The following is a 16,550-nucleotide window of genomic DNA, read 5'->3' as shown; positions in this document are numbered from 1 at the left end:
GTGCCTAGTGTTGTTTAGTGACCATGCGAAGTTTCGCCTTTGTTCATTTCGGCAACCAGGTAATAGGCGTTGTTCCAGGCTACCTGCGCCCCGGAGGGCAGTGGCTCCAACAAATTCACCTCTACCCAGTCTTCGTCAACAGTTCCGGTACGGATTTCCACGGGAGTAAACTCCCATTCTGTTTGCCCATCTTCCTGATGCGCTTTCGCTAAAAAGAGGTAAGGGTTACCCGCTTCTTCGACGATGGCTTCCTGCGGCAGGGCCAGCACTGCCTTGCTTTCCGTATGAATCTTACCCATAATATACATACCCGGAATAAGGTAGTCTTCTTTCTGTTTGATCTCAGCATGCACGTGCACCGCCCGCGGGTTCTGCTCAAACTGTTTACCTACCGAATAGATTTCTGCCCGCAGCGTATTGCCCGGCACCGAAGCTACGGTAAAAAACACTTGCTGGCCCTCTTTCACTTTGTACACATCCTCTTCAAAGACCATCAGGTCGGCATGGACGTGCTCGGTGTTTACAATCGCAAACATTTCGGTCTGGGGGTCAACGTACTGCCCTACCTGGACTTTCACCTTTTCTACATAGCCTTTGATCGAGCTGACCACTGGTACGTAGTCGTAGATATCGCCGTTCTGAATCTTTCTAACGTTGAGCGAAAGCTGCCGCAACTGAGCTTCGTAACCCTTCACCTCATCCCGTATAGATAGGTAGTCGGCCTCGGTCTGCTGAAAGGTTTTGCCAGCTCCGACTTCTGCTTCATAGAGCCGCTTTTGCCGCTGGTATTCTTTCTCTAGAAACTGCGCTTGTCGGTAAGCCTTCAGATAGTTGGTTTGAAGCTGAACGAGGTCTGGATGAGCGATATATGCCAGCACCTGCCCCTTACTCACTTTATCACCCTCAATCACCCGGATGGATGAGATATTGGCTCCCAGGATGGCTGTCACGGTGGCTTCGTGCTGGGGCGGTACTTCCAATCGTCCGTTAGCTTTCACTACACCGGTCAGCGGACGGATAGGAATTGTATCTATCTTGATAGCCAGACTACGAAACTTACGATCAGATAAATGAACGACTCTGGAAATTTCCCCTTCGTCATGCTCGGTCTCTTTGGTCTCAGAATGGAGCCCTTGACCTTCCTGATGCTCGGCAGATTCACTGTCACAGCCTACGAACAATAAGCCGATCAGCCCGAGAATTGCTACGAATATACGATGCTTATTCATGATTGTATTGCGTTAATTGGATGAGTTCAGATAATAGGTGAGTTGGTAGCGGCGGTTCAGATAGTTACCGAAGGCCTGCCAGGCATCTACTTCAATACGAATGGCGTCCCGGATATTTTGTAGAAAGGTCACGTAGTCGATAGCCCCTTCCCGGTAGGCTAGCACCGACCCAGTGCGTTGCTCTTGCGCTAGCGGCAGGGCGTTTTCCTGATAGTAGTTCCAGGAGTTGCGCCACTTCAGATACTGCTGCTGTGCTTCGTGGTAGGCGGCGTGAATGTCCTGTAGGGTTTGCCGCAAATGTTGCTCAGCGATGGCGCGCTCCACTTGGGCAGACTGGGTGCGGCCCAGCTCGGGACCGAAGAACAGCGGTACCCGCACGCCAAGTTGGTACGTATAAAATCCGCTCTGTCCATCGACGCGCTGCCAGCCGTACTGTCCCTGGAGTTGCGGATAGAACTGCGCCCGTCGCTCGTGAACCGTAGCGTCAGCTACCCGAAGCTGTTGTTGGTAAACATCCAGCAAAGGGTGGTCAGTGAGTGAATCGGTTCGTTGACGTAGTGGCTCATCCAGTATGTCGACTGATACGTCGGCTACGGTAAATAATGTATCGCTGACCAACCAGCGGTTGAGCCGTTGCAGGGCTGCCCGGTAATCGCGATAGGCCTGTTCTCGTTGAATCTGCACTTCGTTGGCCTGATTGGCAGTAGCCAGGTAGGCGAGCCGAGAAGTTTCTTCTACTTCCAATCGGATTTTAGCCGCCCGCACGATGTCATCGAAGACCGCTTCCAAGCTGTCGTATACCCGGTAAATCCGCTGCGTAGTGTAGGCTTGGCCCCACGCCTGGCTTACTGCTCGCACCACTTCGGCGGTAGACAACTCGAGCGATTCTTCGGCCAAGGTGACCCGTTGCTGTTGGAGCCGCAATCGGGGAGCAATCCCGAAGATAGCAACTTGTTGCTGCTGTACCCCCACTACTGTTTGCACCCCATTGCCTATATCCAAGTTCGCATCGACTTCTTCCCGCCCGGTAAATACCTGAGTGTTGCCCAAGTTCCAGGCGGTCTTTTTGAGCATCTGCTGATTTTCAATTTCCAGCCGATCTGCTTGTAGCCGGGGATAGTTTGTCACCGCCCGTGCTTGCGCCTGTTCCAGATTAATCGTAGGCAAACTGTCTGACTGCGCGCATGCTGGGCTAGAAAAGCTTAAAAGTCCTCCGCTCAGAATAAGCAGTACGATAAAATGTGTTGAGGCCAGTTTTTTAGGTTCCTCGGGGCTTTTATCCATACGGTTAGCCCGCCAGTGTTCCAGTAGAGAATAGAGTGCAGGTAGAACCACCAGCGTCAGCAGGGTCGCACTGAGCATCCCGCCAATCACCACGGTAGCCAGGGGACGCTGCACTTCGGCTCCAGCCGACGAAGAAAAGGCCATTGGTAGGAAACCAAAGATATCGGTTGTAGCCGTAAGCATAATGGGCCGGATTCTCTCCTTAGTGCCCGTCATGATGCGCTCACGGATGCTGGTTACTCCTTCTTCCTTGAGAGAATTGAAGCGGTTGATCAAAACCAAGCCGTTAAGCACTGCCACGCCGAACAGCACGATAAAGCCCACGCCCGCCGAGATGCTGAACGGCATGTCGCGCAGCCATAGGGCCAGCACACCTCCGATGGTGGCAAGTGGAATGGCTACGTAGATCATCAGTGACTGCCAGAAGGACTCCAGGGCAAAGTAGAGCAGCACGAAGATTAGAAACAAAGCGATAGGGACTACCAACGAAAGTCGCTGTTTGGCTCGCCGCAGGTTCTCAAACTCACCGCCGTAGGTAATGTAGTAGCCCGGCGGCAGATCTAGTTCTTCATCCAGCCGTTGCTGGATGTCATTTACCACTGACTCCACATCACGCCCTCGAGCGTTCACGCCTACGTAGGTACGACGGTAGGTGTCATCACGCGAAATCTGCATGGGCCCGGGTACGTAGAGGATATCCGCTACTTCTTTAATCGGAATCTGGGTGCCATCCGAGAGGTCAACGTACAAGGTGCGTAGGTCATCAATATCCTGGCGGTGGGATTCGTCAAGCCGCACGACCAGATCGAAGCGCTTTTCGCCCTCGAACACCACTCCGGCCACGCCCCCCGCGAAGGCTGAGCTGATGTACTCGTTGAGCTTTTGAATATCCAAGCCATACTGGGCGAGCTTATCGCGGTTGTAGAGCACTGTCATCTGGGGCAGTCCCGTAATACGTTCCGGGCTGACATCCCCGGCACCGGGAACAGTGCGGATGATCTCAGCCATTTCTTCTACTTTGCTGGATAAGACCTCCAGGTCTTCGCCGTAAAGCTTGACAGCTATGTCTTCGCGAACCCCTTCCAGCAATTCGTTGAAGCGCAGCTCTACCGGTTGGGTAAAGACTAGATTGACCCCGGTCAGCTCCTTATTAAGTGTATCCTTAATCTGGTCAATCAGTTCTTCTTTAGTGTCGGCGCTTACCCACTGATCGCGATCCTTTTCTAGAATGATATACATATCGGCAATGTCCATCGGCATAGGATCAGTCGGAATATCGGCCACCCCAATGCGAGCAGTTACTGTCTTCACTTCTGGAAAGTTATCCAGCAAAAGGGTCTCAATCGCTTTGGAAACTTCTAGTGATTGAGTGAGCGAACTACCCGGTCGGATCAAGGCTTGCATTGCCAGGTCACCCTCGTCGAGCTGGGGCACAAACTCACCGCCCATCCGTGAAAAGAGGAACCCGGCTCCGACCAACAATAATAGGGCTACGCCCAGTACTACCATTTTGAACCGTAAGGCCCCTTGTAGCAGAGGTTGGTAAGCGCGTTGCAGTCCGCCGATGAGCCGATCACTGAACCGTTCCAACCCGCGTTCTAATCGCCCAAACCAGTTCTTCTGATTGGTGATCGGGCGCATCAGTAGAGCCGACATCATAGGAACGTAGGTCAGACACAACACAATGGCTCCTAGCATAGCAAAGCCGAAGGTAAAGGCCATCGGGCGGAACATCTTACCCTCTACGCCGGTCAAAAACAGAATAGGGGCAAACACAATCAGGATGATGATTTGCCCGAAGAAGGCCGAGTTCATCATGGTGCTACCTGCCTCGTAGGCCACCTCGTCCATTTGGGCTTGGGTAAACTTTGCTTGTCCGGCTCGGATGCGTTTCTGAATTTCGTATACCGTACCCTCGATGATGATAACCGCCCCGTCGATGATGATACCGAAGTCAATAGCCCCTAAGCTCATCAGGTTGGCCCACACGCCGAACTGCTTCATCAGGATAAAGGCAAACAGCAGCGACAATGGAATGGTGGTAGCCGTGATGATGCCGCCCCGCAAACTACCTAGCAGGATGACCAGGGCAAAGATGACGATCAGTGCTCCTTCTAGCAGGTTTTGCTGTACCGTATCGGTGGTGCGGCCGATCAAGGCACTACGGTCAATGAAGGAAGTAATTTCCAGTCCTTTAGGCAGCGATTTTTCTACCTCGGCCATTCGTTCCTTTACGTCCTGAATCACCGCGTTGGGATTAGCCCCCTTCAGCATCATGATGATCCCGCCGACCGCTTCCTCGCCATCTTGGGTAAAGGCCCCGTAGCGTATCTGATGGCCGAAGTCCACCCGCTCGGCAATATCGCCAATGGTGATTGGAAGGCCTTGTTCGTTTTTAATCACAATCTTCCGAATGTCGTCTAGTGAGCGAATAAGCCCTTCGCCCCGGATGAAGGTAGCCATCCGGTCGTTCTCCAGATAAGCTCCGCCCGTATTGACGTTGTTGCGCTCTAAGGCTTCGTACACCTCTGAAATACTGATGTCCATCGCGTTGAGCCGTTCGGGGATGATCGCTACCTCGTACTGCTTAATGTAACCCCCGAAGGAGTTGACTTCTACCACCCCGTCCAGCAGCGTAAGCTGTCGCTTGACGATCCAGTCCTGAATAGTGCGTAGCTCCATAGGTGAATAGACCGTATCGTAGCCCGCTTTAGGCTGAAGAGTATACTCGTAGATTTGCCCTAAACCGGTAGAGATCGGCCCCAGAGAGGGGATGCCAAATGCCTCGGGAATAGTTTCTCGTAACTCGTTGAGCTGTTCCTGCACCAGTTGGCGAGGCAGGTAGGTACCCATATCGTCAGCAAAAACGATGGTGACCACTGACAAGCCAAAACGGGAAATAGAGCGAATTTCTTCGACGCCCGGCAAGTTGCCCATTGCCAGCTCGACCGGGTAGGTCACAAATTGCTCCATATCTTCGGTCGATAGGTTCTGGGAGACAGTAATCACCTGCACTTGGTTGTTGGTAATGTCCGGTACCGACCCCAGGTTAACCGTGTACATGGAATAGAGGCCGGTACCGATCAAAGCGAGCACCAGCAGCCCTACGATAAACTTGTTGTGTATCGAGAAGGCAATGATTTTATTAATCATATAAATGGATTAGATCAGCCAATAAAAAATGACATACCTCTCCCGGATAAAGGGGAAAAGAGGCAAAAAACAGTGAGCTAATCTACCCTTGTGGAGGCTGAAATAGAGAGAAGGCGTAGGACTGTTCGGCCTGAGGAGTATAGTTTATAAATGATGGAGTTACTGGCTCAGGACGATCCAGCGACCCAAAGGCGGCAAAGAATACTACGTGGGAATGGCAGCAATGACACTGACAAAACGGAGTACAAAAATCTTCGCTATCGTGTCCGTGCGGATGCGCATCGGATTGGCTAGCTGCTACAACAGTCTGGTCGGTAGCCACGTCGGATACGGGTTCATCGCTGCAAGGGACTGAGGCTAGCAGCAGTACATAAAAAGACCATACGAGAGAAAAGACGCGCAAAGATGTAAAGTGTTTATCTACCACTGCTCAACGATAGAAGCGCTTGCTTAGTTTCCGTTTTTTGAAATTGCCTGTTTAAAGATCCCCTTCCCCTCAATATCCTGTATATCTTCTCTCAGCAACACTTCGCCCCGGTATATAGCACTTAGGTTTTAGCAAAAAGAATGTATTAAGTTTTAAGGTATATAGTCACTGCTTACCCAACCTAAACTGTTTCAAGAGCAGACTTCGTACAAAATTCGTCATTTACAGATAAGCAATATGAGCCTATGCTAATATTATGCGTGTTTTGACCTTAATCGTACTGTTATTTGCTCTTACGGCGGGGGGCTTTATTGATATGGCTCATGCCACCACGCCGAACCAGGCATATGCCCATCTTCAACTACAACAAGATGATCATACAGATGATAAACCTTGTCATTCAGAGCAGGATCAAAATCATTGTGATGATTGTTGCTGTATTCACTCGCATTCGATGGCAACCCCAGAGATACAGACGAAAGTACCACTTCGTGTGACTAAACAAAATTTCATCGCATCGACAGACAACTATTATTCTACCGAGCCTTACGGTTTAAAACGCCCACCCCGTCTTTAATGTTCGCAGACGAGTTGCGTCTGCATTTTATGTAAGCCCTTAATAAGGGCTGCGTTTTTCTATGAACATTTAAAGACGGAAATTGACAATGAAATACACATTTGTTCTTTTGCTATTTACCCTTTTTGCACCTGTTCAAGCGGTAAAAGCAGAAATACTATCACTGGAAACAGTGATTGAGCAGGCCCTTCAAAACAGTCCCGAAACGGCTCGCATATTAAATAATTTAGCTGATGCGAAGGCCGAAGCTTTTACTATAGAAACACCCTCCAACCCTTCGGCTGAAATTAATACAACAGCGATTGAAGATAGTGCCTCACGCTCAATCGGGATTGAAATTGAACAACCGTTACGACCCTCAAACTTTGGATCACGCAGATCATATGCCGATGCGTTGAGGCGCACAGCCAACATTGAGCAAAAAGCACAAATGCTGGAGCTCATCCATTCGATCACGCGTGGGTACGCCTCCTATTGGGCATTGCAAGAGCAGGAAAAGATTCTTTCTGAAAATGCAAACTATGCCCGCAAAAAACAAAAATTGATTGAACGTGCTGCGCAGGATGGGCGTGTTGATGCCGCTGATGCAAAAGTGTTTAAAGCCGAAGCCTTGAGACTGGAAGAGCAGCTTCGTGGTGTTCAGGCCAGAAAAACAAACGGTGCGGCAAACCTACTCCGTATGGCCGGAATGGATCAACGCAACTTTGAGGTCAGTCGCCCTAAAAGCCCGGAAATTCCCGATCTGTTATCTTTAACAGAATTAGCAGGTAAAGAAGGCAGTACCCGTCGTCTTTTGGAAAGTCGCAAAGCTCTGGCAGAAAGACGATATAACGTGGCAAGGCAGGATGCGCTTCCTGAATTTGCTCCTCGCGCCGTTATTGAACGGGATTTTGACGAAGACAGTACAGCAATTTTGTTTGGTGTGACTATCGCCATTCCGATTTGGGACCGCAATAATGCCGAACTTTCACGGGCGAGGGCAGAACGCCGGTTAGCGCAAAGCAACCTCAATGCATTGAATGAACAAAACTTTGCCAGTGTACTAGCCGCATCTTTTAAACAGGCCAAAGCCACGCAAATATCGGCTTCGACCTATCGTACTCAAATTGTTCCCTCATGGGACGAAGTGCAATCCATTACGGATAAAAAATTTGAAAACGGGCAAGCGTCTATTCTCGATTTGTTCCAAATGCGTGAACGGATCGTTGGCGTGCAGAATGAAGCTCTACAAACATATCTGAACTCTATTGAGGCGCAAATCGAGCTGGAAAGCCTGATTGGACAGAGCCTTACCGATATAAAGGAATTAAGACCATGAAAAGACTTATACTGACCCTCTCTTTTTTAATGCTTATCAGTCCTGCGAATGCTGGCCCAGGGCATGATCACGGTGAAAGCGCCTTTGCAGGCAGTGTAGGCCCGGTCCCTTATTTTGAGTTGAGCGATCAGCAAATGAGTAATCTGGGCATAGAATCGGCAAAGGTAGAGTTTCTGCCAATTACACAGACCGTTGATATGCTGGCTTTTACTGAATTATTACCTGAAAAACGAACCCGCATCTCGCCGCGTTTTGGCGGTAAAATTTTGGATATCGCCGTGAAAGTGGGACAGGAGGTCAAAACGGGACAAAGACTTGTCACACTTGAGCCGGTTAGCGTTGGTAATAGCAATGTTGTTTTATCTGCGCCTATGGATGGGTTTATTCTCAATCTTTATGCAGGCGTTGGTGAAATCGTAGAAGCAGGCGGCGATATTCTTGAAATCGGCGATGCGACACAAATGTTGGTGCGTGGTGTGGCTTATGAAACACCTGATATTGCTTCTATCGCCGTTGACCAAAAGGTTGAAGTGCACCTTGATGTAAATCCTGACCGTCATATAGAGGGAAAAATACAGCGGATTAACCGCGTCATCGACCCCGAAAGCCGTACATTTTCTGTCTACGCTTTAGTTGATACGCCAAGCAGTGATATTCAGTCCGGTCTGCAAGGGACCATGGAAATTTTTACTGGTAATGACAAACCTGTTCTAGCTGTGTCAAAACGCTCTGTTCTGGGTGAACTGGGCTCGTATTTCGTCTATGTAATCAAAGGGCAGGAAGTTGAAAAGCGTGATGTAACGCTTGGTGCAAAGACAGGCCATCATATCGAAATTAAAAGCGGCCTGTTTCCAAACGAACGAGTAGTAACAAACGGCAATTACCAACTTCAATATATCTCAGTCGGCAGCATTCAAGACCATGATGATAATGGTCACGAAGAAACACCGCATGATGAGCAAAAGGAGCATTCTCACGATGACGGTCATGATCATCACGATGGCCAAAATCATGAAGGGGATAGTCATGCAGGCCATGATCATGAAAACGAAGCGCACGATCATGAAAGCCATGATGATCATAGCAGCCACGACCATTAGGGGAGAAATGAGATATGTTTGATAAGATTATTCGTTTTGCCCTGAATTACCGCCTTCTGGTGATTACTGTGGCTGGGCTGATGCTGGTATACGGTTTTCAGGTCATGCGCTCCCTGCCAGTGGACGTATTTCCAGATCTGAACCGCCCCACCGTAACGATAATCAGTGAAGCCGAAGGTCTCGCGCCTGAAGAGGTAGAAACATTAGTGACCTTCCCGATAGAGGCCGCTATGAATGGAGCCAGCGGTGTAGTACGAGTGCGTTCTTCCTCTTCTATCGGGTTCTCGATTGTTTATGTCGAGTTTGATTGGGATATGGAGATTTATCTCGCCCGTCAAATTGTCGCAGAAAAACTAAACCAGGTTGCGGGGAGCCTACCCGAAGATGTGCAGTCTATTATGGGCCCGGTATCTTCAATTATGGGCGAAGTGATGTTTATCGGCATCACATCCGAAAACCCCGATATAAACTCGCTTGACCTTCGCACGATTGCAGAGTGGGACGTAAAGCAAAGGCTTTTAGGCATTAGTGGTGTATCCAAGATTACGGCGATCGGTGGTGACCTAAAACAATATCATGTGCTGGTTGATCCACAAAAGATGCTTAACCACAATGTTACCCTGCATCAGGTGCGAGAGGCATTGGAAAATGCCAATGTAAATACAACAGGCGGGTTTTTATTAGAATCATATAAAGAACACTCTATCCGGAATTTAGGACGCATCCAATCACTTGATGATCTTGAAAAAACCGTTATCGCGAAGGAGGTTTCGCCAGATAAACCTGCTCTAACACTGGCTGATATTGCCGAAGTTAAACTGGCCGGGCCAATATCCAAACGCGGGGATGCTTCAATTAATGGCAAGCCCGGTGTATTGTTGGCTGTTTCAAAACAGCCAGGGACCGATACGATTGGTTTAACCAAGAGTATTGAGCAAGAGCTTGCCTCGATTGAAAAGACGCTACCAAAGGGTATTGTTCTTAATCCTGAAATTTTCAAGCAGGCTGACTTCATCGAAAATGCCATTCACAATATTATAGAGGCTTTGCGTGATGGCTCTATTTTAGTGGCTATTATCCTGTTCCTGTTTTTATTGAATTTCAGGACAACCGCGATCACACTCGTCGCAATTCCTTTATCTGTTGTCGTAGCTCTAATCATCTTCAAATGGTTCGGCATGAGCATCAACACGATGACACTTGGTGGCCTTGCCGTAGCAATCGGTGAGTTGGTTGATGATGCAATTGTTGATGTAGAAAACTCTTTCAGAAGATTAAGGGAAAATAGAAAAAAAGGCTCTCCTCTATCGAGTACCCAAGTTATATTCAATGCTTCCAAAGAAGTTAGAAACTCTATCATCTTTTCAACAATCATTGTGATTATGGTCTTTATGCCCTTGTTTGCAATGTCAGGGCTAGAAGGACGTGTATTTTTACCTTTAGGCGTTTCTTACATTACGGCCATTATTGCCTCTATGATTGTATCGCTAACAGTAACGACAGCTTTGTGCTCTTATCTCTTGCCGACCATGAAACGCATGGCGGACGAAAAGGACGGCTGGCTGATACGGCAATTAAAGACGGGCCATGCCAAAATTTTAAATCTGGCTCTACCACGTCCCAAAACTGTCTTTATCCTTGTCGGCGTGATGTTTTTAGGGGCGCTTATGTTGGTACCGACCTTTGGGCGCGAGTTCCTGCCTGAATTTAACGAAGGAAGCTTTACAATCAATGTCACCTTGCCGCCGGGAACATCTTTAGAAGAGAGTAACCGCCTTGGTATTTTAGCAGAAAATCTCATGCACAATATTCCCGAAGTAGCCCATACAGGCCGCAGAACAGGACGTGCCGAAGAGGATGAACACGCGCTTGGGGTGAACTCAACAGAGTTAGAAGTGACACTCAAACCTTCAGAAAGGCATAAGGAAGAAATCGTTGCCGATATTCGCGATAAGCTTGGTTCAATCCCTGGCGTAATTATCAATATTGGTCAGCCGATTTCGCATCGTATCGATTTTATCACCTCCGGTATTCGGGCGCAGATTGCAATTAAAATCTTTGGCGATGATCTGACCATATTGAGAGCCAAAGCTGCCGAAGTGCAAAACCTAGTCAAAGACATTGAAGGCATTGCCGACCTGCAAATGGAGCAACAGCTTTTGATCCCGCAAATCCACGTTAATTTTGATCGTGATAAAGCACGCCAACATGGCGTGATGATTGGTAAGGCCGCGCAGCATGCGGAACTTGCCATGCAAGGGCAAACCGTCACCAATATTATTGATGGCAACCGTCTGTTTGATGTAATGTTGCGTCTAAATGATGAAGCAAGGGATGATAAAGAAGCCATTGGTAAAATCCCCTTTGAAACACTGCGCGGTAATATCGTTCCTTTACAGCTAGTCGCCGATATTGAAGAAGCTAAAGGGCCAAATCTGATTAACCGTGAAAGCGTTAATCGCCGCATGGTCGTACAGGCCAATACGCAAGGCCGCGATGTAGTGAGTGTGGTAGAAGACATACAGAATGTTTTAGATAAAGAGCTGGAACTCGCGCCCGGTTATTACATCAGCTATGGCGGACAGTTTGAAAGCCAAGCCTCGGCTCAGCGTAACATTCTAATATTAAGTATCTTCTCGCTGCTTGGCATGTTTCTCGCGCTTTATACACATTTCCGATCTATAAGTCTAACCCTACAGGTGATGCTCGCTATTCCTTTATCTTTTATTGGGGCAGTCATCGGGATTTATCTGACAGGTGGTGTGTTTTCGATTGCAACAATGGTCGGCTTTATCACGCTGACTGGTATCGCATCACGTAACGGTATCATGATGATCTCGCATTATCTCCACCTTATGAAATATGAAAATGAGGGCTTTGATCTTACCATGCTGAAACGCGGAACGCAGGAACGGCTTGTGCCCGTATTGATGACTGCCTTAACAGCTTTGCTGGCCCTTACGCCACTTGTGCTAGCCTCTGGAGAGACAGGAAAAGAAATCCTCAGTCCTGTAGCAACCGTTATATTCTCAGGGCTATTTAGTTCCACCCTTTTAAACCTTATCGTCACGCCTTTGGTGTTTTGGAAATTTGGTGAAAAAGCCTCACTCTCCTATCTTGATCAAAAAGAGAAAAGCCATGTTTAGCTCCTCGTTCAGCATTTGGCAGACGCCTTGAGTAACGCAAGGCTCTAACAGGTTCTCAAAGCGAATAGCATTATCCCTGTTTTTTCACTTCTTCCATTAAACCAAACAAGGATATGGCTTTTACATCCCCGGTCATTGAAAACGTGTCCTGGCCGGAATAGACCACGTATTTTTTAGTGGCTTGTATATCCCCACACGCTATGTGAAACCCTTTGGATACCGAAGGAGAGGAGCTGCGCTTGATCTCTACTGCCCATCGTTCATTCACCCCAAATTCCAATACCAAATCTATTTCAGTACCACCGGAAGTACGATAGTAAAAAGGATTCATACTGGATGGGGCAACCGCCATCAGGTTTTCAATCACGAACCCTTCCCAACTGCCCCCGACTACCGGATGACCCAGCAGATCATTCATGGTAATGATGTTGAGCAGGGCATGGGTCAAGCCACTATCACGGACATAAATTTTGGGAGAGCGAACCAGACGTTTCCCTACATTACGTGTCCAGGGTTTCAGACGGCGAACTAACAGTAAATCCACCATCAGGTCTAAGTAACGGCCAATGGTGACACTGGCAACATCCAGATTACGCCCCAGATGCGAAGCATTCAGTACGGTGCCCTGGTTGTGGGCGAGCATCGTCCAGAACCGTTCCAGCGTTTCTGCCGGAATTCTCGGCCCTAGTTGTGGTATGTCGCGTTCCAGATAGGTACGGATAAAATCTTTTCGCCAATCCAGACTATCTTGTTCTGTTTCGGCGAGTAGACTTTCCGGGAAGCCGCCGCGTAGCCATAGCCTATTCAAGGCATCCTGTCCGCCGCCTTCAGCTTTTGTGTATTCGTGCAAGTCAACGGGATAGAGTTCGATATAAGCTATTCGGCCAGCCAGTGATTCACTGGACTGTTGAAGTAAATCGATAGAAGCCGATCCCAGAAACAGAAACTGTCCCGCTTTATTCCCTTTGCGCCGTTCTTTATCGATAATACCCCGCAGAGGAGCAAACACTTCCGGCAATCGCTGAATCTCATCCAGGATGATGAGCTTATCGCTGTTTTCAGCATGAAACAGGGCTATATCCCTCACCTTTTCCAAATCAAGGCGGTCTTCCAGATCAAGGTAGACCGATGGCATAGCTTCCGAAATACTGAATGCCAGGGTCGTTTTCCCTACCTGCCGAGGCCCCATTAAAGCGACCGAGGGACTTCGTTTGAGGGCACTTCTTATCTTATCTTCTAATCGGCGCTGAATCATAACTATGCAAATTTAACACATGATGTTAAATTTGCATAGTAGAAATTTGACCAGATACTAATTATATTATCGTTTCATAGCGGCAAAAGGTATGAAACCTATCAATAATTGGTCACATGAATCATTTACTACTTTTGTGCAAGAAGTTGAGTTTTAAGATCAATGAACAAAACATTTAATATAAAAAACATGGTCTGCCCCCGCTGCGTTGAGGCGGTCAGCCAGGTATTTGAGCAGCTTGAATTGCCATTAACCAGTATTGAGTTGGGAGAGGCCACACTGAAAGTCGATCTTACCCAAGAGCAACAAGCCCAATTGGCCACTATGCTTGAGGATAGAGGCTTTGAGCTTTTAGAGGATAAAAAATCAAAACAGATCAGCCAGATCAAATCGCTCATCATTCAGCAAATCCACCATCGTGAAGCCCCCTTAGAAGTGAACTTTTCTACCCTGATAAGTGATCATCTTCATCAGGAATACAGCTCGCTCAGCAAGCTCTTTTCATCGGTGGAAGGGATTACCATTGAAAAATTTATCCTCAAGCAAAAAATTGAGAAAGTAAAAGAGCTGCTCTTTTACAACGAAATGGCCCTCTCCCAGATTGCTTACCAGCTCGGCTACAGCAGTGTAGCCCATCTTTCCGTGCAATTCAAAAAAGAAACCGGCATGTCTCCCAGCCACTTTAAAAAACTTAGAAGCGACCGTAAGCCCCTAGATTCCATCTAGCCAGAATCATATAACTCTTACCCAAAATTGTGTAACAGTTTTACATAGCGGATTTCCGAGCTTTGTAGTATCCTAAAAATAGAAAAACAATGGAGACTACCGATATATTAATTCCCAAGAAAAAAACGAAGATCGCAAAGCAGTCATTTCCAGTCACCGGAATGACGTGTGCCGCTTGTGCATCCAGTGTGGAGTCTATTTTGACCCATACTGAGGGCGTATCCAATGCCAGTGTGAATTTTGCTTCTTCATCCGTGTTGGTGGAATATGATCAAGCCCTCGCCCCGACTGATTTGCAAAATGCCTTGCAGGCTGTTGGCTACGATTTGATTGTAGATGCCGAAGACCCGGCAGAAGCGCAAGAAAACCTGCAAAGACAACATTACCAAAGCATCAAGCAGCGAACCATCTGGGCAGCCGTCCTAACACTCCCAGTTTTTATACTGGGCATGTTTTACATGGACTGGATTCCGGGAAGATGGATTTCAATGGTGCTGAGCGTACCGATCCTGTTCTGGTTTGGACGAAGCTTTTACATCAATGCCTTCAAGCAAGCCCGACACGGCAAAGCCAGTATGGATACGTTGGTTGCCCTCAGTACCGGAATCGCTTTTATCTTCAGTGTTTTTAACACACTCTTTCCTGATTTTTGGCACGCCAGAGGCATTCATCCTCATGTCTACTACGAAGCGGCTACCGTGATTATCACGTTTATATCGCTGGGCAAACTACTGGAAGAACGCGCTAAGTCCAATACCTCATCGGCTATCAAAAAGCTAATGGGATTGCAGACCAAGACGCTTAAGGTCATCCAAAACGGTCAAGAGATGGAAATGCCAATCGCTTCGGTGCAAAAAGGGTTTACGATTGTTGTTAGACCAGGCGAGAAAATACCGGTGGATGGGGAAGTATCCGAAGGGAGTTCGTTTGTAGACGAAAGCATGATTACCGGCGAACCGGTGCCGGTAGAAAAAACCAAAGGCGATCAGGTCTTTGCCGGAACGGTCAATCAAAAAGGAAGTTTTCAGTTCGTTGCCAAGAAAGTCGGTGGCGAAACCTTACTATCCCAAATTATTAAGATGGTACAGGAAGCGCAGGGGAGCAAAGCCCCGGTGCAAAAGCTGGTGGATAAGATTGCTGGCGTTTTTGTGCCTATCGTCATGGTTATCGCCATCACAACATTCATTACCTGGATGCTGGTAGGCGGTGATGATGCCTTTACTCATGCTTTACTTACCTCAGTGGCGGTCTTGGTTATCGCCTGTCCTTGCGCGCTGGGACTAGCAACTCCCACGGCGATAATGGTTGGCATCGGCAAAGGGGCCGAGAACAATATTCTGATCAAAGATGCGGAAAGTCTGGAGCTGGGCCACAAAACCAACGCTATTGTCCTGGACAAAACCGGCACCATCACCAAAGGAAAACCTACGGTGACCGATTGGTATTGGGAAGATGGGAATAACTATTACAAACAGGTGCTGTTAGCCATTGAATCCCAATCCGAACATCCGTTGGCGGAAGCGGTCGTAGCCCGGTTGAAAGAGGAAGGATTACAGGCAGAGGCCGTTACCGGTTTCCAGAGTATCACCGGTATGGGGGCTGAGGCTCAATCTCGTGATGGCGAATATTTTTATATTGGAAATCAACGCTTGCTGCATAGCAAAGGGATTATCTTCTCTGCCTCTTTAGAAAAGCAATCCAGCGAATGGAGAAGCCAGGGCAAGACCGTGATCTTTTTTGCCAACGATACCCACGTTCTGGCTCTATTGGCCATTGCCGATGAGATTAAGGAAAGCTCGGCAGAGGCTATCAAAACCCTGCAAAGCCGAGGTATTGAAGTCTACATGCTCACCGGAGATAATGAGCAAACGGCAAAAGCGGTTGCCGATCAGGTTGGCATAGCACATTTCCAAGCCGAAGTGATGCCATCTGACAAAGCCGCGTTTGTGGAAGACTTGCAGTCGCAAGGCAAAGTCGTGGCGATGGTCGGTGATGGGATTAATGACTCCCATGCCTTAGCCCAGGCCGATGTTAGCATCGCGATGGGTAAAGGCTCAGACATTACGATGGATGTGGCAAAAATGACTCTCATCACCTCGGACTTACAAGCCATTCCGAAAGCGTTACAACTATCCAGGAAAACGGTCAGAGGCATCAAGCAAAACCTGTTTTGGGCCTTTATCTACAATGTGATCGGTATTCCTATCGCTGCCGGAGCCTTGTATTTTATGAATGGCTTTCTCCTTGATCCCATGATTGCCGGAGCCGCGATGGCGTTTAGTTCGGTCTCGGTGGTAGCCAATAGCCTAAGACTAAAGGCGGCAAAACTTTAAAC

9 protein-coding genes are annotated in these 16,550 nt (G+C 48.1%); 5 read left to right on the top strand and 4 right to left on the bottom strand.

What is annotated here, in order from left to right:
• Window positions 1-14: 14 nt before the first annotated feature.
• The 3 genes from P0M28_RS10595 to P0M28_RS10585 form a co-directional block, all read right to left on the bottom strand.
• Window positions 15-1,229 carry an efflux RND transporter periplasmic adaptor subunit gene (locus P0M28_RS10595; RefSeq protein WP_302209873.1) on the bottom strand — a complete coding sequence of 405 codons (1,215 nt, stop codon included), beginning with the start codon at window positions 1,227-1,229 and terminating at the stop codon, window positions 15-17.
• A gap of 12 nt (window positions 1,230-1,241) precedes the next feature.
• Window positions 1,242-5,666, bottom strand: coding sequence for a CusA/CzcA family heavy metal efflux RND transporter (locus tag P0M28_RS10590; RefSeq protein ID WP_302209872.1), 4,425 nt, complete (start codon window positions 5,664-5,666; stop codon window positions 1,242-1,244).
• 82 nt (window positions 5,667-5,748) lie between these two features.
• Window positions 5,749-6,069, bottom strand: coding sequence for a DUF6660 family protein (locus P0M28_RS10585; RefSeq protein ID WP_302209871.1), 321 nt, complete (start codon window positions 6,067-6,069; stop codon window positions 5,749-5,751).
• Window positions 6,070-6,758: 689 nt separating this feature from the next.
• On the opposite strand from P0M28_RS10585, the gene P0M28_RS10580 reads away from it, so the two are divergent.
• Genes P0M28_RS10580 through P0M28_RS10570 form a run of 3 tightly spaced genes read left to right on the top strand, consistent with a single transcriptional unit; the run spans window position 6,759 to window position 12,234 of the window.
• Window positions 6,759-7,988: a TolC family protein gene (locus tag P0M28_RS10580; protein ID WP_302209870.1), complete on the top strand. Its 1,230-nt coding sequence runs from the start codon at window positions 6,759-6,761 to the stop codon at window positions 7,986-7,988.
• On the top strand, window positions 7,985-9,088 hold the full coding sequence (locus tag P0M28_RS10575; RefSeq protein ID WP_302209869.1) for an efflux RND transporter periplasmic adaptor subunit: 1,104 nt from the start codon (window positions 7,985-7,987) through the stop codon (window positions 9,086-9,088). Before P0M28_RS10580 ends, P0M28_RS10575 begins: the two co-directional genes overlap by 4 nt.
• Before the next feature lie 14 nt (window positions 9,089-9,102).
• The gene (locus tag P0M28_RS10570; protein ID WP_302209868.1) at window positions 9,103-12,234 is read left to right on the top strand and encodes an efflux RND transporter permease subunit; all 3,132 of its coding nucleotides are present in this window, start codon (window positions 9,103-9,105) and stop codon (window positions 12,232-12,234) included.
• A 70-nt stretch (window positions 12,235-12,304) separates the two neighbouring features.
• Here P0M28_RS10570 and P0M28_RS10565 read toward each other — a convergent pair whose 3' ends face one another.
• Complete coding sequence (locus P0M28_RS10565; protein WP_302209867.1) at window positions 12,305-13,489, bottom strand: ATP-binding protein; 1,185 nt, start codon at window positions 13,487-13,489, stop codon at window positions 12,305-12,307.
• 162 nt (window positions 13,490-13,651) lie between these two features.
• On the opposite strand from P0M28_RS10565, the gene P0M28_RS10560 reads away from it, so the two are divergent.
• The gene (locus P0M28_RS10560; RefSeq protein ID WP_302209866.1) at window positions 13,652-14,215 is read left to right on the top strand and encodes an AraC family transcriptional regulator; all 564 of its coding nucleotides are present in this window, start codon (window positions 13,652-13,654) and stop codon (window positions 14,213-14,215) included.
• Window positions 14,216-14,304: 89 nt separating this feature from the next.
• Window positions 14,305-16,548 carry a heavy metal translocating P-type ATPase gene (locus tag P0M28_RS10555; RefSeq protein ID WP_302209865.1) on the top strand — a complete coding sequence of 748 codons (2,244 nt, stop codon included), beginning with the start codon at window positions 14,305-14,307 and terminating at the stop codon, window positions 16,546-16,548.
• The last annotated feature ends 2 nt before the right edge of the window (window positions 16,549-16,550 follow it).

The organism is Tunicatimonas pelagia, assembly GCF_030506325.1.
GTDB lineage: Bacteria > Bacteroidota > Bacteroidia > Cytophagales > Cyclobacteriaceae > Tunicatimonas > Tunicatimonas pelagia.
Note: the sequence above shows the minus strand (reverse complement) of the source record. Positions and strands in the feature narration are given on the sequence as shown.

Bases quoted from the DNA above. Each gene is read 5' to 3' on its own strand.
- P0M28_RS10575 (WP_302209869.1), top strand. From the start codon at position 7,985: ATGAAAAGACTTATACTGACCCTCTCTTTTTTAATGCTTATCAGTCCT.
- P0M28_RS10560 (WP_302209866.1), top strand. From the start codon at position 13,652: ATGAACAAAACATTTAATATAAAAAACATGGTCTGCCCCCGCTGCGTT.
- P0M28_RS10580 (WP_302209870.1), top strand. From the start codon at position 6,759: ATGAAATACACATTTGTTCTTTTGCTATTTACCCTTTTTGCACCTGTT.
- P0M28_RS10590 (WP_302209872.1), bottom strand. From the start codon at position 5,666: ATGATTAATAAAATCATTGCCTTCTCGATACACAACAAGTTTATCGTA.
- P0M28_RS10555 (WP_302209865.1), top strand. From the start codon at position 14,305: ATGGAGACTACCGATATATTAATTCCCAAGAAAAAAACGAAGATCGCA.
- P0M28_RS10595 (WP_302209873.1), bottom strand. From the start codon at position 1,229: ATGAATAAGCATCGTATATTCGTAGCAATTCTCGGGCTGATCGGCTTA.
- P0M28_RS10570 (WP_302209868.1), top strand. From the start codon at position 9,103: ATGTTTGATAAGATTATTCGTTTTGCCCTGAATTACCGCCTTCTGGTG.
- P0M28_RS10565 (WP_302209867.1), bottom strand. From the start codon at position 13,489: ATGATTCAGCGCCGATTAGAAGATAAGATAAGAAGTGCCCTCAAACGA.